Source organism: Streptomyces sp. NBC_00094 (genome assembly GCF_026343125.1).
In the GTDB taxonomy this organism is placed as follows: domain Bacteria; phylum Actinomycetota; class Actinomycetes; order Streptomycetales; family Streptomycetaceae; genus Streptomyces.
In genome coordinates, this window is the sequence record NZ_JAPEMB010000001.1 from 6434379 (window position 1) to 6454201 (window position 19823).

Genomic DNA, 19823 nt, shown 5'->3' on the forward strand with positions numbered 1-19823 from the left:
TGCGTCTCACTCATGCGTCTCACTCATTCGCAGCAACGGTTTTCCTGATGTCCGTTTTCGGGCGCCGTGTGCGGTGGACAATAAGGGCATGACTCAGCAGGGGGACAACTGGTGGGACAAGCTCTACGACGAGTCGGTGCCGGACACGGCCCCGACGGTCTCGGGTGACACACTCGACGACCACTTCGCCACGACACCCGGCGCGACCCCGGAGCCCCCGGGCCCCACGGGCTCCACGGATCTCCCGGCCCTCCCGGGCTCCACGGATCTCCCGGGCCTCCCGGGCCTCCCGGATCCCCGGGTCGCGTCGCTCGCGGCGCCGTCCGACGTGACCGGGAGGGCGCCCTGGGAGGCGCCGCCCGAGGCGGGGCCGCGATCCTTCCCCGGGCCGCCGCCCCCGGTGGCCCCGCCCGTCGAGGCGCCCACCGTTCAGGTGCCGGTGCCCGCCTCCGTGCCGGACACCGAGGCCGAGGCCGCCGCCGAACCCGGCGCCGACGAATCCGAAGCCGACCTCACGGTCCAGGTGCCCCTGCCCCGCCCCCGCGCGGCCGGGTTCGTCGGGAGCAGGCCGCCCACCTACGAGGCCGAGCCCACCGCGCTCCCCGTCGCCCGCCCCGGCGAGCTCGCCGAGCTGGTCGCCGACACCGTCCTCGACGGCGCCCGCTACGGCACCTGCACCCTCCGTGCCGCCTCCGTACGCGGCGACTCCGCCCGCTACCGGGGCGAACCCCGCCGCGACGCCCTGCTCACCGCCCGCTTCGGCCACGACGAGGCCGCGCTCGTCCTCGTCGCCGTCGCCGCCGGCTCCCGCGCGGCAGACGACGCCCACCTCGCCGCCGCCGACGCCTGCCAGTGGATCGCCGAGGCCGTCGGCCGCAGTCACGCCCGGCTCTCCGAGGACATCAGGACCGGCCGGCGCGGCGACCTCAAGTCCGGACTGCACCGGCTCACCGACCGTACGTACGGCAAGCTGCGCGCCCGCGCCGCCGACCGGGGCGTCGCCGCCGACGAGTACACCGCGACCCTCCGCTGCCTGCTCGTCCCGGCCGACCCCGAGTGCCGTACGCGGGTCTTCTTCGGGATCGGCGGCGGCGGTCTCTTCCGGCTCCGTGACGGCTCCTGGCAGGACATCGAGCCGCTCCTCCCCGAACCCGCTGCCGCGCCCGGCGCCCCCGTCGTCGGCTTCGGCTCACCGCCGCCCGCGCAGGAGACCGAGACCGAGGAGGGCGACCGGCTCACCATGAACCTCGGCGTCACCACCGCGCCCGGCCCGCTCGTCGAGGAGCCCGTGCCACCGCCCGCCGAGCCGTTCCGCTTCCGCGCCTCCGTCGCCCGCCCCGGGGACACCCTGCTGCTCGCCTCACCCGGGTTCGCCGAGCCGATGCGCGGCGAACCCGCCCTCGCCCGCGAACTCGCCGCCCGCTGGGCCGACCAGGAGCCGCCCGGGCTCGCCGCCTTCCTCGCCGACACCCAGCTGAGGGTGACGGGGTACGCCGACGACCGTACGGGGGTGGCCGTCTGGGAGGCGTAACGCGGCGGGTCATGTGTTGATGGAGCCATGGCCAAACAGAACGTCGCAGAACAGTTCGTCGACATCCTCGTGCGCGCGGGCGTGAAGCGTCTGTACGGCGTCGTCGGCGACAGCCTGAACCCGGTCGTCGACGCCATCCGCCGTACCCCCGCGCTCGACTGGATCCAGGTGCGGCACGAGGAGGTCGCCGCCTTCGCGGCCGGTGCCGAGGCCCAGGTCACCGGCAGCCTCGCCGCCTGCGCCGGCTCCTGCGGCCCGGGCAACCTGCACCTCATCAACGGCCTGTACGACGCCCACCGCTCGATGGCCCCGGTCCTGGCCCTCGCCTCGCACATCCCGTCCAGCGAGATCGGCCTCGGCTACTTCCAGGAGACCCACCCCGACCAGCTCTTCCGTGAGTGCAGCCACTACAGCGAACTCATCTCCAACCCGAAGCAGATGCCCCGGCTGCTCCAGACGGCGATCCAGCACGCCATCGGCCGCAGCGGCGTCAGCGTGGTCTCGCTGCCCGGCGACATCGCCTCCCTGCCCGCCCCGGACAAGGCGGCCGAGACCGCGCTCGTCACCTCCCGGCCCACGGTCCGGCCGGGTGACGACGAGATCGACGCGCTCGTGCGGATGATCGACGCGGCCGATCGGGTGACGCTCTTCTGCGGCAGCGGCACGGCCGGCGCGCACGCCGAGGTGATGCAGTTCGCGGAGCGGATCAAGTCACCGGTCGGCCACGCCCTGCGCGGCAAGGAGTGGATCCAGTACGACAACCCGTACGACGTCGGCATGAGCGGTCTGCTCGGCTACGGCGCCGCCTACGAGGCCACCCACGAGTGCGACCTGCTGATCCTGCTCGGCACCGACTTCCCGTACAACGCCTTCCTGCCCGACGACGTGAAGATCGTCCAGGTGGACGTCCGGCCCGAGCACCTCGGCCGCCGTTCCCGGCTCGACCTCGCCGTCTGGGGGGACGTCCGCGAGACCCTGCGCTGCGTCGTCCCGCGCGTCCGCGCCAAGACCGACCGCCGCTTCCTGGACAAGATGCTCAAGAAGCACGCCGACGCGCTCGAAGGGGTCGTGAAGGCGTACACGCGCAAGGTCGAGAAGCACGTCCCCATCCACCCCGAGTACGTCGCCTCCGTCATCGACGAACTGGCCGACGGCGACGCCGTGTTCACCGTCGACACCGGCATGTGCAACGTCTGGGCGGCCCGCTACCTCTCGCCCAACGGGCGGCGCAGGATCATCGGTTCGTTCAGCCACGGCTCGATGGCGAACGCGCTGCCGCAGGCCATCGGCGCACAGTTCACCGACCGCAACCGCCAGGTCGTCTCGCTCTCCGGCGACGGCGGATTCTCCATGCTCATGGGTGACTTCCTCACCCTGGTCCAGTACGACCTGCCGGTGAAGGTCGTCGTCTTCAACAACTCCTCGCTCGGCATGGTCGAGTTGGAGATGCTGGTGGCCGGCCTCCCCTCGTACGGAACGACGAACAAGAACCCGGACTTCGCGGCCATCGCCCGCGCGGCCGGTGCCTACGGCGTACGCGTCGAGAAGCCCAAGCAGCTCACGAGCGCCCTCAAGGACGCCTTCAAGCACAAGGGCCCGGCCCTCGTGGACGTCGTCACCGACCCCAACGCCCTCTCCATCCCGCCCAGGATCAGTACCGACATGGTGACCGGCTTCGCCCTCTCTGCCAGCAAGATCGTCCTCGACGGGGGAGTGGGCCGCATGCTCCAGATGGCCCGCTCCAACCTGCGCAACGTCCCCCGGCCCTGAGGGAATGCGGGCGCCCCCGTGGGGCATGCATCCCCGTGAGCCTGTTCGACGACGTATGGGTGGGGGTTATGGCCGGGGAGGCGCGACAGCCGACTCAACTGCTCAGGAAGGTGGGATGCGCCGATCTCACCGCGGTGCCGGAGGTGCGGCATGCCTTGCGTGAACTGCTGCGGACATGGGGCGGACCGGGCGCCTCCGACGTGGCCGAACTGCTCACCAGCGAGCTGGTGACCAATGCCCTGATCCACACGGAGCACGGGGCCGTCGTGACCGCGACGGTCGTCCCCGAGCAACTCAGGGTCGAGGTCCGGGACTTCGTACCCGGGCTCACGCGGCCGCACGTACCGCCCGCCGACGACGGTACGCACGGCAGGGGGCTCGTCCTCGTCCAGTCCCTGGCCGACTCCTGGGGGGTCGAGGACCACGAGGTGGGCAAGGTGGTGTGGTTCGAACTGAACGGCGGGGCCGCCTGAGAGGCGGCCCCGCCGGTTTCCGTGGGTCCGTTCAGCCGAACTGCTGCTCGAGGTCCTTGAGCTTGCGCTCGAGGGAGTCGAGGCGGGGCAGTGTCTGGGTGTCGTCCTCGGCGGTGAGGTCCACCATCCGGGAGTCCGCACGGTAATCCGTGCCACGGGTGTCTCCCGTGCGGGGCTCAGCGCCCCTCACGGCTTGCAGGGAGGGCCGGGGTCGAAGCGGCAGTTGTCCCGGATCCGCTATGGCGGGCTCCGCGACGGCGGCCTGCACGGACGCCGTCGCGGAGCCGGAGCCCGCACCCGATCCGGAACCCGGGCCCGTACCGGCGCCCGTGGCGGCGTTGAGCGCCGCCATCTCGACCTGACGGTCGCCGCCCCCGCCGCCGCGGCCGAGCCCGAAGGAGCGGTGCTGGCGGTTGATCGCCTTGAGCCGTGCCCGGTCGAGCTTGACCTGGTCGCGCCGGCGGATCCGGTTCTGCTCCTTCTCCCGTCGGTCCTCGCGCACCTCGTCGACCGCCTCGTCCAGCGTCCGTACGCCTTCCAGGAGCATCAGCGACCAGGCCGCGAAGGTCTCCCGGGGCGCCCGCAGCCAGCGGACGATGCGGATCTGCGGCAGCGGGCGGGGTACGAGGCCCTGCTCGCGGAGCGCGGCCCGGCGGGTCTGCTTGAGCGCCCGGTCGAAGAGGACCGCCGCCGAGAGGGACATGCCCGCGAAGAACTGCGGTGCCCCGTCGTGGCCGAGGCCGCGTGGAGCGTGCACCCAGTTGAACCAGGCGGCCGCGCCGGCGAACAGCCAGACCAGCAGCCGTGAGCCGAGCGCCGCGTCACCGTGGCTGGCCTCGCGGACGGCGAGGACCGAGCAGAACATGGCGGCGCCGTCGAGGCCGAAGGGGACGAGGTACTCCCAGCCTCCGGAGAGGTTGAGGTTCTGCCGGCCGAAACCGACGAGTCCGTGGAAGGAAAGTGCCGCAGCGACCGCGGCGCAGCAGAAGAGGAGAACGTAGGAAGCCGTTCCGTACACCGCCTCCTTGCGTCGGCGGCGTTCCTCGTTGCGCTCCCAGGAGTCCTCGGCCGCGGCCTGGTCACCGGCGCGCTTCCCGCGCGCGAGCACCGCCACCGCCGTCAGGACTCCGGCCACCATCACGCCGCCCGGAAGCAGCCAGTCCAGCGATATGTCGGTCAGTCTCATGCGGTGTCCCTTGCATCGCAGTAGGGCGTTTGGCGGCCCATACTGGCCGACCCCGTGCGGCGCTCAAGGGGTTTCCGGGCAAGAGCACGCCATCGGGGTGCCAGGGCATACGAATAGGTGCGATCTGGTCGAACGCCTGCACAGGGAAAGGGAATTGCGTTCGATTTACGCCACCCGTGCGGGTGGCGTAATCACCCGGGAGCCTCAGGCGGTCGCGGCCAGTCGACGCACGCGCTCGGCGTCGCAGGTGCGCGGGCAGGTCAGGCAGGTGTCCTCGGGGCGCAGCGTGTAGAAGAAGCAGCAGGTCACCCGGTCGCGGGTGGTGCGCGGGGTGCCGTCGGCGGCCTGGGAGCCGGCCAGCTCGCGGAAGCCCGCGGAGCCGGCGTACGGCTTGTGCGGCTTGCGGGTGGCGGTGGTGCCGGGCATGAGGAGTTCGAGCTCGGCCCTCGCCCGGTCCTCCTCGCCGAGCAGGGACCCGATGTACCAGAGGCCCTCGACGATCTCGTCCGTCGCCATCCCCCACAGGGCCCGGCGGCCGCGCTTCATCCGGGGCCCGAAACCGCCGAGCACCGCCTCGAAGTGCTCGGCGAGCGAGGCGCGCACCTCGGCCCGCAGGGCCTCCTCGTCCGCGACGACCCGGGCGCCGGGCAGCGTGGCCGCCGGGTCGTCCGGCAGGCAGGCGAACTCCTCCACGCGGACCGTCATCCGTCCCAGCGTCCGCTGGAACGACACGTTCCGGGCGGGCAGCCGGGGCACCCTGCGGTGCAGGAACCAGGGGACCGTGACGAGGAGGCAGGCGGGCCAGGCGTAACGGTGCAGTCCGAAGCTCGCGACGACGTCGGGGCGGGCCTGGGTGCCGTAGTCGCGCAGCACCTGGGCGTTGTCCCAGGCGAGGAAGGCGTCGAGGGCGGGTCCGCCGGCCGCGAGCTCCTCGGCGCCGACCCAGCCCGCACCGCGCGGCAGCCGTTCGCCCCGGGCCGATTCCTCTATCCGCAGGCCGGAGAAGACCTCGGCGAGCCGGGCGTAAGAGGCCGCGACGGGCGAGGTGAGGGGTGCGGGCAACAGGGCGGGGACGGTCATGCGGACCACCGAATCGCGATCGTTAGCAGGTTAGCCTTACCTTACCCGAATCTCGATCGCCTCTCACCACCGACAGCCCCCTGCCTTGCGGGAGAGGCCCGCGTGCCCCATATGTCGGTCCGTTCGCCTATGGTGCACAGGGGACCCGGGTATCGCGAGCCGGGCCCAGCACGAGGCCGCAGGAGGACCCGGGTGGAGCAGGGCGCAGCGCGCGAGCGGGCGACGGGGAAGCCGTACCCGCCCTTCGGCGACGCCGCACGCGCACCGCGGGACCTCCCGCGCGCGCGGGAGGAAGCCGTACGCGTACCGGAACAGGCCCGCGGGGAGCACCCCTCCGGTGAGCCGGGCGTCCCGGGCTCGCGGATCGTCCAGCGGCACTCCGTGCGCGACCAGATCCTCCAGGCCCTCCGTACCGCGCTCGTCAGCGGCGAGCTCGTCCCCGGCGAGGTGTACTCCGGCCCCGCCCTCGGCGAGCGCTTCGGCGTCTCGGCCACCCCCGTCCGCGAGGCCATGCAGCGCCTCGCCGTCGAAGGGGCCGTCGAGGTCGTGCCGAACCGCGGCTTCCGTGTCACCGAGCGCACCCCGCGCGAGCTCGCCGAGCTCGCCGAGGTCCGGGCGCTCATCGAGGTCCCCGTCATGCTGCGGCTCGCCCGCACGGTCCCGGCCGTTCGCTGGGCCGGGCTGCGCCCGCTCGCCGAGGCGACCGGGGCCGCCGCGGCCCGGGGCGACCGCGCCCACTACGCCGAGACCGACCGGGCCTTCCACCGGGCGGTCCTCGCCCTCGCCGGGAACGCCCAGCTGCTCGCCGTCGCCGACGACCTCCACCGGCGCTCGCAGTGGCCGCTGATCAGCGCCCCCGTCCTCCGCCACGGCGAGCTCGTCGCCGACGCCGCCGAGCACACGGCCCTGCTCGACGCCCTGATCGCCCAGGACCTGCCGGTCGTCGAGTCACTCGTACGAGAGCACTTCGCCGGTTCCGAGTACTGATCACCCGGCGAGGCCCGGCGCACTAAGGTCGTTGACGACAGCCCGCCCGTACCGCATCGTCCGTGAGGTGCCCCATGCCGTCCGCGACCCCGCCCCCGGCATGGGAGGGACGCCGAGCCGTCACCGGTACGGAACCCGAGGCCGCGGCCCTGCTCGGCTGGCTCACCGACCCCGAGGCGCCCCGGCTCTGCCTCGTCACCGGCGCCCCCGGCAGCGGCAAGACGGCCCTGCTCGGCTGGCTCGCCCAGTACGGCCCGCGCGCCGGCCGGCAGCGCCGCCGCACGCCCCGGGCACTCGTCCCGCTCGCCGGGCAGAGCGCGCTCGGCGCGACCTGGACGATCGCCGACCGGCTCGGCGTGGTGGCCAGGTCACCCGACGAGCTCGTGCACGCCCTCGCCACCAGCGAGGCCCGTCCTTCGGGCCGCGCCGTCCTCCTCCTGACGGACCTCCACGCCGCCGCCGAACCGGCCGCGCTCACCGAGCTCATCGGCGACCTCGCCGAGGTGGGGCGGGTCCGCCTCGTCGTCGAGGCCCGGACCGACAGCCCCGCCCCCGAGGCCCTGCGTTCCGCGCGCCGGGCGACGGTGGTGGACCTGGAGGGCGAGCCCGCGCCCGCCGACGGCGCCCCGGCGGAGCCCGTACGCCCGCTGCCCGACCTCTCCGACCCGCTCGCCGTCTGCGCGGCCGACCCCCTGCTCGTCACCACCGCGTACGTCACCGGATCCGGTGACGGTTCCGACGGGGGCGTGGTTGACGACCACGGGGGACTCAGGTCCGCCTGGCTGCGGGCCGGTCAGTCGCTCTGTCGCGCACAGGACCCCGCGGACCGGGCGCTGGTGTTGCTCGCCGCGCTCGGGGACGGCGCCGACCCCCGGCTGCGGCCCGCGCTGGCCGAGCTCGCCGACGGCGCGGCCTGGCGCCTGCGGTGGGCCCGCAACCGCGGTGACCTGACGCCGCCGTGGCCGGGACCGGTGGCCGTACTCGGCGCCGCCGGCGGCCCGTTGGAGGGCACGCTGCTCGTCGGCGACCGCACCGGCACCGTGCGCCTGCTCCACGAGGCCGACGCGAGCTCCGCCGGGCGCCTCGCGCACACCGTCCCCGGCCGGGTCACCGCGCTCGCACCCTCCCCGGACGGCACGGTGCTGCTCCTGGACGAGCGGGGCAGGCTGCACTCCGTACGGGGAACGGTGCCCAGGGCCCCGTACCTGGAACGGCTCACCGAGGCCGTCTCGAAGACCCTGTCCCGCCACCCGGGCACGGCCCTCGCGGCCATCGCCGGCTCGGTGGTGGTGGGGGACCGGCTCGGCTCCGTGCACGCCTTCGGGCTGACGGGCCTGCACCAGGCGGCCCCGCACAGCGGCCGGGTCACGGCGGTGACCGCCGTCGAGTCCGAGACCCCGTTCGTCTGCTCCGGCGGCGTCGACGGGACGGTCCGGCTCTGGACCCCGGGGCGCGACCCGCGTCCCGAACCCCTCGCGGAACGCCGCTCCCCGGTGGTCTCCCTGCATGCGACGGAGACCCCCTACGGCCCGGTGGTCGCCGTGGCCTGGGCCGACGGCCTCGTCGAGCTCCACCGCCCGGACGGCGGCCCGACGCTCTCCTTCCGCCCGGGCCCGCCGGTGCGCGCGGTCGCGGTCACCGGCGGGGGCGCGCTGCTCGTCGGAACCGACGAGAGCCTGGTGTGCCTCGTACCGGCGGCGAAGGAGAAGTTCTTCCGATCATCGCCCGAACGGTGACCTCCGCCGCCCGGCGGCTGTTGAGCGGGTGAGTATGCCGCTGACATAGGGGAGAACGACCATGACGCTTGATCGGGACGCCGGGGAGAGCAAGGCCGGCGAGGGTGACATCGCGGTGCACCAGGACTGGTTCGCCGTCGGGTGGCCGCACGTACTGCCACGGCACCAGGCCTTCCTGATGTGCATGGTCCTGAGCACGGCCGCGACACGGCCGGTGACCGGGACGCTCGACGAGGTCGTGCGGGAGCTGTTCGGCGACTCGCTCGCCGCCTTCCTGCGGGGCCTGGGGGAGGACCTGGACTCGCCGGTGCTCTGGCTGCAGCCCGACGATCTCGCGTACGCGGAGGGCGCCGAGGAGGAGGCCCGGCTCCGGGCGGAGACGGCGGCTCACCGGGCGGCGTGCGAAGACGCCCTCCGGGCGGGCGGGTTCCCCGTTCCGGCGACGATCCGCGACCTCGTCGACACGATGGTGGCGCTCGGCATCGCCCGTACGACCGACGGCCGGTGGTCGATGCCGGAGCGCCTGCCGCTCCCCGAGGACGTCCTCGCACTCCCCGAGCGCCTGCGGGAGACCTTCCGGGCGCTGCGGCGCAGTGACGCCGTCGCGCCGTGGAAGCACGCCCTGGCCCGGTACCTCGACGACGGCCTCGGCCGCCCCGGGGAGCTGTTCACCACGCCGGGCCGACTGGCCGAGACCACGGGCCTCGACCCCGACGACCTCCGCACCGCGCTCGACGATCTGGTGGAGGAGGGGGACGCCCGCCTGTACCGGGGGGTCCCCCGTGTACCGGTCGCCTCGGCGCGGGACCTCCAGGACCACCAGCGCTTCCATCTCGTCCTGGACTGGGACCACTACGACGAGAACCACTTCGTCGTCGCGCGAACCGACGGGCTCTCGTAACAGGACTGACGAGGCACGTGCGTTCGTCGGCCGACGACCGGTGCCGATGTGCCCCCGTACCGCAGCAAGGGGGCACATCGGCAGACCGTTTGACGGAACATCAAGCAGACGTCTCCGTCAGCGACTTCAGGTCGCCGGGCGGGGCGCCAGCTGGGTCGAGAGCCAGGTCGGGACCCCGCCGAGGAGGCGGAAGAGCCGCCGGGCCTCGGCGCGCAGCCGGCCGGCCTCCGGTTCCGTCTCCGTGTCGGCGAGGGCGGTGAGCGCCGGGGCCGTGCCGACCAGGTAGCCCAGCTCCTCGCGGATCCGCAGCGACTCGGCGAAGCCGTGCCGGGCCTCCGCCAACTCGCCTTCCCGCAGGGCGAGTCCGGCGAGATGGCGCCAGGTGGAGGAGAGCAGCAGCGAGTCCCCCTGGGCCGTCGCCCCCGCGTGCGCCCTGCGGTACGCGGCCCGGGCCGCCTGCGGGGAGTCGCCCAGGTTCTGGGCGATGAGCCCGCGCCGGAAGTCCAGCAGCGGCCTGCCGTCGGCCGAGGGGCCGATCAGGGCCGCCGCACGGCCCAGGGCCATCCGGGCCTCGTCCGCCCGGTCGCGTACCCCGAGCAGCGTGGACGCGTAGGCGAGATAGCCGCGTTCGCAGGCCGCGGCCCCGCGTTCCTCGTCGGTACGGGTGACCGCCTCGGCCGCCCGGAGCGCCTCCTCGGCGTCGGCCCAGCCCTGTTCGGTGTAGAGGCAGCGCTCGATCAGCAGGGCCGCCCGTTCGAGCGCGGCGGCCGGTTCGGTCGCGTACGGGGCGAGCAGCGCGGCCGCGTCCGTCCAGCAACCTCGGGAGCGGAGCCGCCATATGGCGGTCTCCACGGGAGTCTCCTTGCCATAGGCGAGGGACGGATCTCCGCCGCCCCTTGATTCGGAACCAGACATGGCGGTATCCGCCACATTGCCCTCCCCGAGCGCGCCATTGAGCTGTTGAGTAGAAGCGCATCTCAGCACGAAGGGCAGTACCTGGCCAAGGGGTCAGGTGAAAGTTTTCACAAGAGTCCGGCTCGTGCGGACGTCGTCGTCCGGGCGGTGGTCGACTGCCCGTCAGATGGCCGTGGGGCCCGTGATCAGGCCCCCGCGAGGCCCGTCGGCCACCCCGGCCGACAGGCCGCCATCAGGCCGGACGCCACTCCCATGGACTCCTCCGAAAGAGTGAATCCGGCAGCGGGGGGCGGCCCCTGGATCAGCTCATCCGGAGGGCCAGGAAGAAGTCGAGCTTGTCCTCCAGACGGGAGAGATCGCGGCCCGTGAGCTGCTCGATCCGACCCACCCGGTAGCGCAGCGTGTTCACGTGCAGGTGCAGCCGCGTCGCACAGCGCGTCCAGGAGCCGTCGCAGTCGAGGAACGCCTCCAGGGTCGGGATGAGCTCCGCGCGGTGGCGCCGGTCGTAGTCGCGCAGCGGGTCCAGCAGCCGGGCCGTGAACGCGCGGCGGACGTCGTCCGGGACGAACGGCAGCAGCAGAACGTGCGAGGCGAGCTCGTGGTGGCCCGCGGCGCAGACCCGGCCCGGACGGGCCGCGGCGACCCGGCGGGCGTGCCTGGCCTCCTCCAGGGCCCCGCGCAGGCCCTCCGCCGAGTGCACGGCCGCGCTGACGCCCAGCGTGAGCCGCCCGTCGTCGGCGAGGCCGGAGGAGAGCGGAGCGCGTACGGCCGCGAGCAGCGCGTCCGCGTGCAGGCCCAGCGCGGTCGCCGGACCCTCGTCCTCGCTGTCCGGCAGCGGCGCGGAGGCCAGCGGGACCAGGGCGATGGCCTCGTCGCCGCTGTGCGCGACGGCGATCCGGTCGGCGGACTCGGCCCCGACGGTCGCCGGGTCGACGAGGATCTCCTCCAGGAGCGCCTGGGCGACGGGGCCGCCGTCCACGGCGGTGCCCTGGCCGGCCTCCTGCTCCCACTCGACGCGGGCGACGACGACCTGCCAGTGCGGGGCCGAGCCGAGGCCGGGCAGAAGCACCGGCGCGGCGACCCGCAGACGGGCCGCGATCTCGGCGGGCGCGGCGCCCGTCTGCACCAGCTCCAGGACCTCCTGGGCGAGCCGTCGGCGTACCGTACGGGCCGCGTCGCGCCGGTCCCGCTCGACGGCGATCAGCTGGGTGACGCCCTGGAGCAGGTCGAGACGGGCGGCGGGCCAGTCCCCGGCGTCGGCCTCGACGGCCAGCAGCCAGTCCGACAGGACCGTCTCGCGCACGTCCCGGGAGGCGGGGGCCGGGCCGCGGCCGGTGTTGCGGATCGGGAAGAGCGAGTACGTGGATCCGGCGAGGTTCAGCCGGTGCGGGCCGCGCCGGCCGGTCCGGGTCGCGGCCAGGTGCTCGCCCGCCAGGGTCGCCGCGAGGCCGTTGTCGAGGGGCTCGCCCGCGCCCGCGATCTGGCGGCCGGTGGGGGACAGGACCCAGGCCCGCAGGTCCAGGTCGGAGCCGAGCAGGTCGAGGACGACCTCGGGGCCGCCGCCCGCGGGTCCCGAGGTCATGAGCCGCCGGTGGCGGTCGACGACGGCGGCCAGGTCGCCCGCCCGCTCGCCGGAGACCTGTCGAACAACGTGCTCGGTGATCGTCGCGAACGCAACGGTCTCGTTCACCGCGAAGAGCGGCAGTCGGTGGCGCAAACACGCCTGTACGAGATCGTCGGGGATGTCGCCGAGCTCCGCCTCGCCCGCCGCGAGGGCGGCCACCCCGGCCGAGGCCAGGATGCGGACGAAGGGCTCGGCGTCGGCCGCGTCCCGCAGCCAGGCGAGGCCCGTGAGCACCAGCTCGCCGCCGGACAGGTACCGGCTGGGATCCTTGAGGTCAGTCGTCATCACACCGCGGACGGTGCGGTCCAGCTCGTCGTCGCCGCCGAGCAGCCGCAGCCCCAGCGCGTCGTTCTCCAGCAGTGCGCGCAGCCGCATCGTGTCGCCGCCGTTCCTTCGAGTGGGTGGTCGTGGGTGTCGTGTTGTCGACGGTGGCGTGGTGCCACCGTTTCCAGGGGAAAACGGAGAGGTTGCCGTTCTCCGCCTTTCGTTCGAATCTACAAGACGACGACGGGCACCAGCCAACTCCTTCATGTTTTCGGTGACTGCACCCGGGTGAGCGTGGGCTTGTGTACTAGGCCACACACCGCGTTAACAGCACATGAACATGAAGTCGAGGGCCGGCCGTCCCCCCGGGCCCATGCGTTCGACCCCCGATCACTAGAAGCACTAGAAGAGAGCCACCATGGACTTCCTTCGCCCCGCCAGCTGGGAGGAGGCGCTCGCCGCCAAGGCCGAGCACCCCACGGCCGTGCCCATTGCGGGTGGCACCGACATCATGGTCGAGATCAACTTCGACCACCGGCGCCCCGAGTACCTCCTGGACCTGAACCGTATCGAGCTGCTGCGAGAGTGGGAGGTCGGGGAGGAGAACGTCCGCCTCGGCGCGTCCGTTCCGTACACCCAGATCATGGAGAACCTGCGGACCGAGCTTCCGGGCCTGGCACTCGCCTCGCACACGGTCGCCTCCCCGCAGATCCGCAACCGCGGCGGCGTCGGGGGCAACCTCGGCACCGCCTCGCCCGCCGGCGACGCCCACCCGGCCCTGCTCGCCGCGGGCGCCGAGGTCGAGGTCGAGTCGGTCCGCGGCAGCCGGTTCATCCCGATCGACGAGTTCTACACGGGCGTGAAGCGCAACGCGCTCCAGCCCGACGAGCTCATCAAGACCGTCCACGTCAAGAAGGCGGACGGCCCCCAGCAGTACTCCAAGGTCGGCACCCGCAACGCGATGGTCATCGCCGTCTGCGCCTTCGGCCTGGCCCTGCACCCGGAGACCCGGACCGTACGCACCGGCATCGGCTCCGCCGCGCCGACCCCGATCCGCGCCAAGGAGGCCGAGGCCTTCCTGAACGCGGCTCTGGAGGAAGGCGGTTTCTGGGACAACGGCAAGATCATCACCCCGTCGATCGCGAAGCAGTTCGCCGACCTCTGCTCGGGCGCCGCCAACCCGATCGACGACGTCCGGGGCACGGCCAAGTACCGCCGCCACGCCGTCGGCATCATGGCCCGCCGCCAGCTCGGCTGGACCTGGGAGCAGTACCGCGGAACCGGTCGCACGCTTGAGGGAGCTGCATAACCATGCGCGTCAATTTCACGGTCAACGGCCGTCCCCAGGAAGCCGACGACGTCTGGGAGGGCGAGTCCCTCCTCTACGTCCTGCGTGAGCGGATGGGCCTGCCCGGCTCCAAGAACGCCTGCGAGCAGGGCGAGTGCGGTTCCTGCACCGTCCGCCTCGACGGCGTGCCGGTCTGTTCCTGCCTCGTCGCCGCCGGCCAGGTCGAGGGCCGCGAGGTCGTCACCGTCGAGGGCCTCGCCGAGTTCGCCAAGGACCGCGCGGAGCACGCCGGTTGCGCCACGGGCACCTGTGGCACCTCGCTCGACGCCGCCAAGCGGTGGGAGGCGAAGCCCGGACAGGACTCGCAGACCGGTGAGGGTGTCGAACTCTCCCCGATCCAGCAGGCGTTCATCGACGCCGGCGCCGTCCAGTGCGGTTTCTGCACCCCCGGCCTGCTGGTCGCGGCCGACGAGATGCTGGAGCGCAACCCGTCCCCGACGGACGCGGACATCCGCGAGGCGCTCTCCGGCAACCTCTGCCGCTGCACGGGTTACGAGAAGATCCTCGACGCGGTCCGCCTCGCGGCCGCGCGCCAGGAGCGTCAGGGAGAGGCGGTCTGACGATGGCTCAGAACACACGCACCGTACCGGTGGGCACCCCCACCGACGTCACCCAGAACCACGTCAAGGGCGGCATCGGCGAGTCCACCCTCCGTCCCGACGGCACCCTCAAGGTCACCGGCGAGTTCGCGTACTCCTCGGACATGTGGCACGAGGACATGCTGTGGGGCCAGATCCTGCGCTCCACCGTCGCGCACGCCGAGATCGTGTCCATCGACACCTCCGAGGCCCTCGCGATGGACGGCGTCTACGCCGTCCTGACCCACGAGGACCTGCCGGCCGCGAAGAACTACGGCATGGAGTTCCAGGACACCCCGGTCCTCGCCTACGGCAAGGTCCGTCACCACGGTGAGCCGGTCGCCCTCGTGGCCGCCGACCACCCGGAGACCGCCCGCCGCGCCGCCGCGAAGATCGTGATCGAGTACCGGGAGCTCCCGGTCATCACGGACGAGGCCTCGGCCACCGCTCCGGACGCGATCCTGGTCCACGAGAACCGCGACGACCACCACTCCGGTCACGTCCCGCACCCGAACATCGTGCACCGCCAGCCGATCATCCGCGGCAACGCGGCCGAGGCCGCCAAGAAGGCCGACGTCATCGTCACCGGCGAGTACACCTTCGGCATGCAGGACCAGGCCTTCCTCGGCCCGGAGTCCGGCCTCGCCGTGCCGTCCGAGGACGGCGGTGTCGACCTGTACGTCGCCACCCAGTGGCTGCACTCGGACCTCAAGCAGATCGCCCCCTGCCTCGGCCTGCCCGAGGAGAAGGTCCGCATGACGATGGCGGGCGTCGGCGGCGCGTTCGGCGGTCGCGAGGACATCTCCATGCAGATCCTCGCCTCCATCCTCGCGCTCCGCACCGGCAAGCCGGTCAAGATGGTCTACAACCGGTACGAGTCCTTCTTCGGGCACGTCCACCGGCACCCGGCGAAGCTCTGGTACGAGCACGGCGCCACCAAGGACGGCAAGCTCACGCACATGAAGTGCAAGATCGTGCTCGACGGCGGCGCCTACGCGTCGTCCACGGCCTCGGTCGTCGGCAACGCCTCGTCCCTCTCGGTCGGCCCGTACGTCATCGAGGACGTCGAGATCGAGGCGATCGGCCTCTACACCAACAACCCGCCCTGCGGCGCCATGCGCGGCTTCGGTGCGGTCCAGGCCTGCTTCGCGTACGAGGCCCAGATGGACAAGCTCGCGGCGAAGCTGGGCATGGACCCGGTGGAACTGCGCCAGCTCAACGCCATGGAGCAGGGCACGATCATGCCGACCGGCCAGGTCGTGGACTCGCCGGCCCCGGTCGCCGAGCTGCTCCGTATCGTCAAGGCCCGCCCGATGCCGCCGGAGCAGCAGTGGCTCTCGGCCGGCGAGGACGCGGACGTCCGCGCCCTTCCGGGCGGCCTCTCCAACACCACGCACGGCGAGGGTGTCGTCCGGGGTGTCGGCTACGCCGTCGGCATCAAGAACGTCGGCTTCTCCGAGGGCTTCGACGACTACTCGACCGCCAGGATCCGCATGGAGGTCATCAACGGCGAGGCCGTCGCCACGGTCCACACCGCCATGGCGGAGGTCGGCCAGGGCGGCGTCACCATCCACGCGCAGATCGCCCGTACCGAGCTCGGTGTCCAGCAGGTCACCATCCACCCCGCGGACACGCAGGTGGGCTCGGCCGGTTCGACCTCCGCGGGCCGCCAGACCTACATGACCGGCGGCGCCATCAAGAACTCCTGCGGGATCGTCCGCGAGAAGGTCCTGGAGATCGGCCGGCGCAAGTTCGGCTCGTACCACCCGGCATGGGCCCACGCCGAACTCCTCCTGGAGAGCGGCAAGGTCGTCACCGACGGCGGCGACGTCCTCGCCACCATCGCGGACGTTCTCGAGGACCAGGCCGTGGAGGTCGAGGAGGAGTGGAGGCACCGCCCCACCCAGGCCTTCGACCTCGTCACCGGCCAGGGCGAGGGGCACGTCCAGTACGCCTTCGCCGCGCACCGCGCGGTGGTCGAGGTCGACACCGAGCTCGGCCTGGTCAAGGTCATCGAACTGGCCTGCGCCCAGGACGTCGGCAAGGCGCTCAACCCGCTCTCCGTCATCGGCCAGATCCAGGGTGGCACCACCCAGGGCCTGGGCGTCGCGGTGATGGAGGAGATCATCGTCGACCCGAAGACCGCGAAGGTGAAGAACCCCTCCTTCACGGACTACCTGATCCCGACCATCCTCGACACGCCGACCATCCCGGTCGACTACCTCGAGCTGGCCGACCCCAACGCGCCGTACGGCGTGCGCGGTATCGGTGAGGCCCCGACCCTGTCGTCCACCCCGGCCGTCCTCGCGGCTATCCGGGCCGCGACGGGCCTGGAGCTCAACAAGACGCCGGTCCGCCCCGAGGCGCTCACCGGCACCCTCTAGGACTCTCCGGGCGGTGTGTGCCTCCCAGGAACGTCACACTTCCCCGCCCGCGCCGCCCGGAGTACCCGCTCAGCACCACCGGCAACACCAGCAGCACCCCCGTAGTACCAGCAACACCCCGCAGTACCCGCAGTACCCGCAGTACCCGCAGTAACGATTCAACCCGTTCGTCTCGGGCCGTCCCCCGGGTCGTGCAGCCCACGCAGCATCCCAAATCCCGCAGCTTCACCAGATCAGAACCCTTCGAAGTCTGATGCGGGTGCCCCTTTGAACCTTGGGAGTAGGCCCCATGACCCAGTCCTCTGTGGAGCCCAAGACCGCATCGGAGGACGCGGGCTCCGGCTCCAACGTCCCCGCCGGCCGCTCTTGGCTCGACCGGTACTTTCACATCTCGGAGAGAGGATCCACCGTCGCGACGGAGATCCGCGGCGGCGTCACCACCTTCATGGCGATGGCGTACATTCTCCTGCTCAACCCCCTGATCCTCGGTGGCAAGGACGTTGCGGGCAACGTCCTCAGCCAGCCCGCGCTGATCACCGCGACGGCTCTCGCAGCCGCCGTGACCACCCTCCTGATGGGCTTCTGGGGCAAGGTCCCCCTCGCCCTCGCGGCGGGACTCAGCGTCTCCGGTGTGCTCTCCTCGCAGGTCATCGCCGTCATGACCTGGCCGCAGGCCATGGCCATGTGTGTGGCCTACGGTGTCGTGATCTGTCTCCTGGTGGTCACCGGCCTCCGCGAGATGATCATGAACGCCATCCCGTTGGCGATCAAGCACGCGATCACCATCGGCATCGGTCTCTTCATCGCGATCATCGGCTTCGTCAAGGCCGGCTTCGTCCACGAGAACCCCTCGCCCGGCGGTGGCCCGGTCACCCTCGGCCCGCTCGGCGAGCTTCAGGGCTGGCCCGTCCTCATCTTCGCCGTCACCCTGCTGCTGATCTTCGCCCTTCAGGCCCGCAACATCCCCGGCGCCATCCTGATCGGCATCGTCGCGGGTACGGTCATCGCGATGATCGTCAACGCTGTCGCGGACATCCCCGCCAAGGGCGCGGGCTCCTGGTTCTCCGGTCCGCCGGAGCTCAACGGCAGCGCCGTCTCCGCACCGGACTTCTCGCTCATCGGCGAGGTCTCGTTCAGCGGCTGGGGCGACGTCGGCTACATCACGATCACCATGATCGTCTTCACCCTGGTCCTCGCCGGCTTCTTCGACGCCATGGCCACCATCATCGGTGTCGGCTCCGAGGCCAACCTGGCCGACGACAAGGGCCGTATGCCGGGCCTGTCCAAGGCGCTGTTCATCGACGGCGCCGGCGGTGTCCTCGGCGGCGTGAGCGGCGGCTCCGGCCAGACCGTCTTCGTCGAGTCGGCCACCGGCGTGGGCGAGGGAGCCCGTACGGGTCTCTCCTCCGTCATCACCGGCGCGTTCTTCGCGCTCTGCCTCTTCTTCACCCCGCTCACCGCGATCGTCCCGGCCGAGGTCGCCTCCGCCGCCCTGGTCGTCATCGGCGCGATGATGATGCAGAACGCCAAGCACGTCGACTGGAGCGACCGCTCCGTGGCGATCCCGGTGTTCCTCACCGTGGTCCTGATGCCCTTCACGTACACCATCACCACGGGTGTCGCGGCCGGTGTCATCTCCTACGCCGTCATCAAGGTGGCGCAGGGCAAGGCGCGCGAGGTGGGGGCCTTCATGTGGGGTCTCACCGCGATCTTCATCGTGTACTTCGCGATCCATCCGATCGAGAGCTGGCTCGGCGTCAGCTGACGCCCTCCCGCCGCCCTCCCCACACCTTCCAGAGGAGAACCGAGATGCTGGACATCGCCGAAGAGCTGCACCGGTGGGTCGAGCAGGGACGCGAGTTCGCCGTCGCCACCGTGGTGGCGGTCGGCGGCAGCGCGCCCCGGCAGCCGGGAGCCGCCCTTGCCGTCGACAGCGAGGGAACGGCGATCGGATCGGTCTCGGGCGGGTGTGTGGAGGGCGCGGTCTACGACCTGTGCCGGCAGGCCCTCGACGACGGGCAGACCGTCGTCGAGCGCTTCGGCTACAGCGACGAGGACGCCTTCGCGGTCGGTCTGACCTGCGGCGGCATCATCGACATCCTCGTCACCCCGGTGCGCGGCGGGGTCTTCCCCGCCGCGCTCGCGGCCGCCGCCACGGGGGAGGCGGCGGCCCTGGCCCGGATCGTCGACGGACCGGCCGAGCTGCGGGGCACCGCCCTCCTCGTCCGCCCCGACGGCTCGTACGAGGGGAAGCTCGGCGGCCACCCCGAACTGGACCGCACCGCGGCGGGCGAGGCCCTCGCGATGCTCGACGCGGGCCGCACCGGGACCGTCGGGATCGGCGAGGACGGCAGCCGCTGCGGACAGCCGCTGACCCTCCTGGTCGAGTCCTCCGTCCCCGCACCCCGCATGATCGTCTTCGGCGCCATCGACTTCGCCGCCGCCCTCGTCCGGGTCGGCAAGTTCCTCGGCTACCACGTCACCGTCTGCGACGCGCGGCCCGTCTTCGCGACCCCGGCCCGCTTCCCCGAGGCCGACGAGATCGTCGTCGAATGGCCCCACCGCTACCTGGAGTCCACGGAGGTCGACGGCCGCACCGTGCTCTGCGTCCTCACCCACGACGCCAAGTTCGACGTACCGCTGGTCAAGGCCGCCCTCAAGCTTCCCGTCGCGTACATCGGCGCGATGGGCTCCCGCCGCACCCACGAGGACCGCAACAAGCGCCTCCGCGAGGTCGGCGTCACCGAGATCGAACTCGCCAGGCTGCGCTCGCCGATAGGCCTCGACCTCGGCGCCCGTACGCCGGAGGAGACCGCCCTGTCCATCGGCGCCGAGATCGTCGCCAACCGGCGCGGCGGCAGCGGCGTCTCCCTCACCGGCGCCCACACCCCGATCCACCACGACGGCTCCCACGCCCCCGACGGCCGCATCGGCTCCGTCGCCTAGGGGCTTCCCCGCGCGCGGGCAGGGGGTGGGGAGCTGCTGGTTCGTCAGGTCACTCTTGTGAGTGATAGTGCACTTTGATGAGTGTTGTTACGTTCGGATG

15 protein-coding genes are annotated in these 19823 nt (G+C 72.3%); 11 read left to right on the forward strand and 4 right to left on the reverse strand.

All coding sequences use genetic code 11. The features are described 5' to 3' along the window. The first annotated feature begins 88 nt into the window (after window positions 1-88). The 3 genes from OG580_RS28555 to OG580_RS28565 all read left to right on the forward strand — a co-directional run bounded on the left by OG580_RS28555 (window position 89) and on the right by OG580_RS28565 (window position 3774). Window positions 89-1531: a protein phosphatase 2C domain-containing protein gene (locus OG580_RS28555; protein WP_267046517.1), complete on the forward strand. Its 1443-nt coding sequence runs from the start codon at window positions 89-91 to the stop codon at window positions 1529-1531. Window positions 1532-1558: 27 nt separating this feature from the next. Continuing rightward, window positions 1559-3301: a pyruvate dehydrogenase gene (locus tag OG580_RS28560; protein WP_267046518.1), complete on the forward strand. Its 1743-nt coding sequence runs from the start codon at window positions 1559-1561 to the stop codon at window positions 3299-3301. Between the two features lie 68 nt (window positions 3302-3369). After that, window positions 3370-3774 carry an ATP-binding protein gene (locus OG580_RS28565; protein ID WP_267048160.1) on the forward strand — a complete coding sequence of 135 codons (405 nt, stop codon included), beginning with the start codon at window positions 3370-3372 and terminating at the stop codon, window positions 3772-3774. 31 nt (window positions 3775-3805) lie between these two features. Here the strand turns inward: OG580_RS28565 and OG580_RS28570 are convergent, their stop codons facing one another. Both OG580_RS28570 and OG580_RS28575 read right to left on the reverse strand, forming a co-directional pair. After that, the gene (locus OG580_RS28570) at window positions 3806-4960 is read right to left on the reverse strand and encodes a DUF2637 domain-containing protein (protein ID WP_267046519.1); all 1155 of its coding nucleotides are present in this window, start codon (window positions 4958-4960) and stop codon (window positions 3806-3808) included. A 204-nt stretch (window positions 4961-5164) separates the two neighbouring features. Then, entirely contained in the window at window positions 5165-6040 is an 876-nt protein-coding gene (locus OG580_RS28575; protein ID WP_267046520.1) for a (2Fe-2S)-binding protein, read from the reverse strand. Window positions 6041-6232: 192 nt separating this feature from the next. On the opposite strand from OG580_RS28575, the gene OG580_RS28580 reads away from it, so the two are divergent. The 3 genes from OG580_RS28580 (at window position 6233) to OG580_RS28590 (ending at window position 9664) form a co-directional block, all read left to right on the forward strand. After that, a complete protein-coding gene (locus tag OG580_RS28580; RefSeq protein WP_267046521.1) occupies window positions 6233-7027 on the forward strand; it encodes a GntR family transcriptional regulator in 795 nt (264 codons plus the stop codon). Between the two features lie 74 nt (window positions 7028-7101). Beyond that, the gene (locus OG580_RS28585; protein WP_267046522.1) at window positions 7102-8763 is read left to right on the forward strand and encodes a hypothetical protein; all 1662 of its coding nucleotides are present in this window, start codon (window positions 7102-7104) and stop codon (window positions 8761-8763) included. A 61-nt stretch (window positions 8764-8824) separates the two neighbouring features. Beyond that, entirely contained in the window at window positions 8825-9664 is an 840-nt protein-coding gene (locus OG580_RS28590; RefSeq protein WP_267046523.1) for a DUF6042 family protein, read from the forward strand. A gap of 126 nt (window positions 9665-9790) precedes the next feature. Here the strand turns inward: OG580_RS28590 and OG580_RS28595 are convergent, their stop codons facing one another. Together OG580_RS28595 and OG580_RS28600 are read right to left on the reverse strand one after the other, a co-directional pair. Next, window positions 9791-10579 (reverse strand): hypothetical protein, encoded by a 789-nt coding sequence (locus tag OG580_RS28595; RefSeq protein WP_267046524.1) that lies wholly within the window; start codon window positions 10577-10579, stop codon window positions 9791-9793. Between the two features lie 301 nt (window positions 10580-10880). Then, window positions 10881-12578: a PucR family transcriptional regulator gene (locus OG580_RS28600; protein WP_267046525.1), complete on the reverse strand. Its 1698-nt coding sequence runs from the start codon at window positions 12576-12578 to the stop codon at window positions 10881-10883. Window positions 12579-12885: 307 nt separating this feature from the next. Here OG580_RS28600 and OG580_RS28605 point away from each other — a divergent pair, with 307 nt between their 5' ends. The 5 genes from OG580_RS28605 (at window position 12886) to OG580_RS28625 (ending at window position 19723) form a co-directional block, all read left to right on the forward strand. Then, on the forward strand, window positions 12886-13776 hold the full coding sequence (locus OG580_RS28605; RefSeq protein WP_150264953.1) for a xanthine dehydrogenase family protein subunit M: 891 nt from the start codon (window positions 12886-12888) through the stop codon (window positions 13774-13776). Window positions 13777-13778: 2 nt separating this feature from the next. Further along, window positions 13779-14375 (forward strand): (2Fe-2S)-binding protein, encoded by a 597-nt coding sequence (locus tag OG580_RS28610; RefSeq protein ID WP_267046526.1) that lies wholly within the window; start codon window positions 13779-13781, stop codon window positions 14373-14375. 2 nt (window positions 14376-14377) lie between these two features. Further along, window positions 14378-16777 carry a xanthine dehydrogenase family protein molybdopterin-binding subunit gene (locus tag OG580_RS28615; RefSeq protein WP_267046527.1) on the forward strand — a complete coding sequence of 800 codons (2400 nt, stop codon included), beginning with the start codon at window positions 14378-14380 and terminating at the stop codon, window positions 16775-16777. Window positions 16778-17066: 289 nt separating this feature from the next. After that, window positions 17067-18542: an NCS2 family permease gene (locus OG580_RS28620; protein ID WP_267046528.1), complete on the forward strand. Its 1476-nt coding sequence runs from the start codon at window positions 17067-17069 to the stop codon at window positions 18540-18542. 44 nt (window positions 18543-18586) lie between these two features. Continuing rightward, complete coding sequence (locus OG580_RS28625) at window positions 18587-19723, forward strand: XdhC family protein (protein WP_267046529.1); 1137 nt, start codon at window positions 18587-18589, stop codon at window positions 19721-19723. Window positions 19724-19823 lie beyond the last annotated feature (100 nt).

Coding starts and splice junctions, on each gene's coding strand:
- OG580_RS28555 (WP_267046517.1), top strand. CDS start 89: ATGACTCAGCAGGGGGACAACTGGTGGGACAAGCTCTACGACGAGTCG.
- OG580_RS28560 (WP_267046518.1), top strand. CDS start 1,559: ATGGCCAAACAGAACGTCGCAGAACAGTTCGTCGACATCCTCGTGCGC.
- OG580_RS28565 (WP_267048160.1), top strand. CDS start 3,370: ATGGCCGGGGAGGCGCGACAGCCGACTCAACTGCTCAGGAAGGTGGGA.
- OG580_RS28570 (WP_267046519.1), bottom strand. CDS start 4,960: ATGAGACTGACCGACATATCGCTGGACTGGCTGCTTCCGGGCGGCGTG.
- OG580_RS28575 (WP_267046520.1), bottom strand. CDS start 6,040: ATGACCGTCCCCGCCCTGTTGCCCGCACCCCTCACCTCGCCCGTCGCG.
- OG580_RS28585 (WP_267046522.1), top strand. CDS start 7,102: ATGCCGTCCGCGACCCCGCCCCCGGCATGGGAGGGACGCCGAGCCGTC.
- OG580_RS28590 (WP_267046523.1), top strand. CDS start 8,825: ATGACGCTTGATCGGGACGCCGGGGAGAGCAAGGCCGGCGAGGGTGAC.
- OG580_RS28595 (WP_267046524.1), bottom strand. CDS start 10,579: ATGTCTGGTTCCGAATCAAGGGGCGGCGGAGATCCGTCCCTCGCCTAT.
- OG580_RS28600 (WP_267046525.1), bottom strand. CDS start 12,578: ATGCGGCTGCGCGCACTGCTGGAGAACGACGCGCTGGGGCTGCGGCTG.
- OG580_RS28605 (WP_150264953.1), top strand. CDS start 12,886: ATGGACTTCCTTCGCCCCGCCAGCTGGGAGGAGGCGCTCGCCGCCAAG.
- OG580_RS28610 (WP_267046526.1), top strand. CDS start 13,779: ATGCGCGTCAATTTCACGGTCAACGGCCGTCCCCAGGAAGCCGACGAC.
- OG580_RS28615 (WP_267046527.1), top strand. CDS start 14,378: ATGGCTCAGAACACACGCACCGTACCGGTGGGCACCCCCACCGACGTC.
- OG580_RS28620 (WP_267046528.1), top strand. CDS start 17,067: ATGACCCAGTCCTCTGTGGAGCCCAAGACCGCATCGGAGGACGCGGGC.
- OG580_RS28625 (WP_267046529.1), top strand. CDS start 18,587: ATGCTGGACATCGCCGAAGAGCTGCACCGGTGGGTCGAGCAGGGACGC.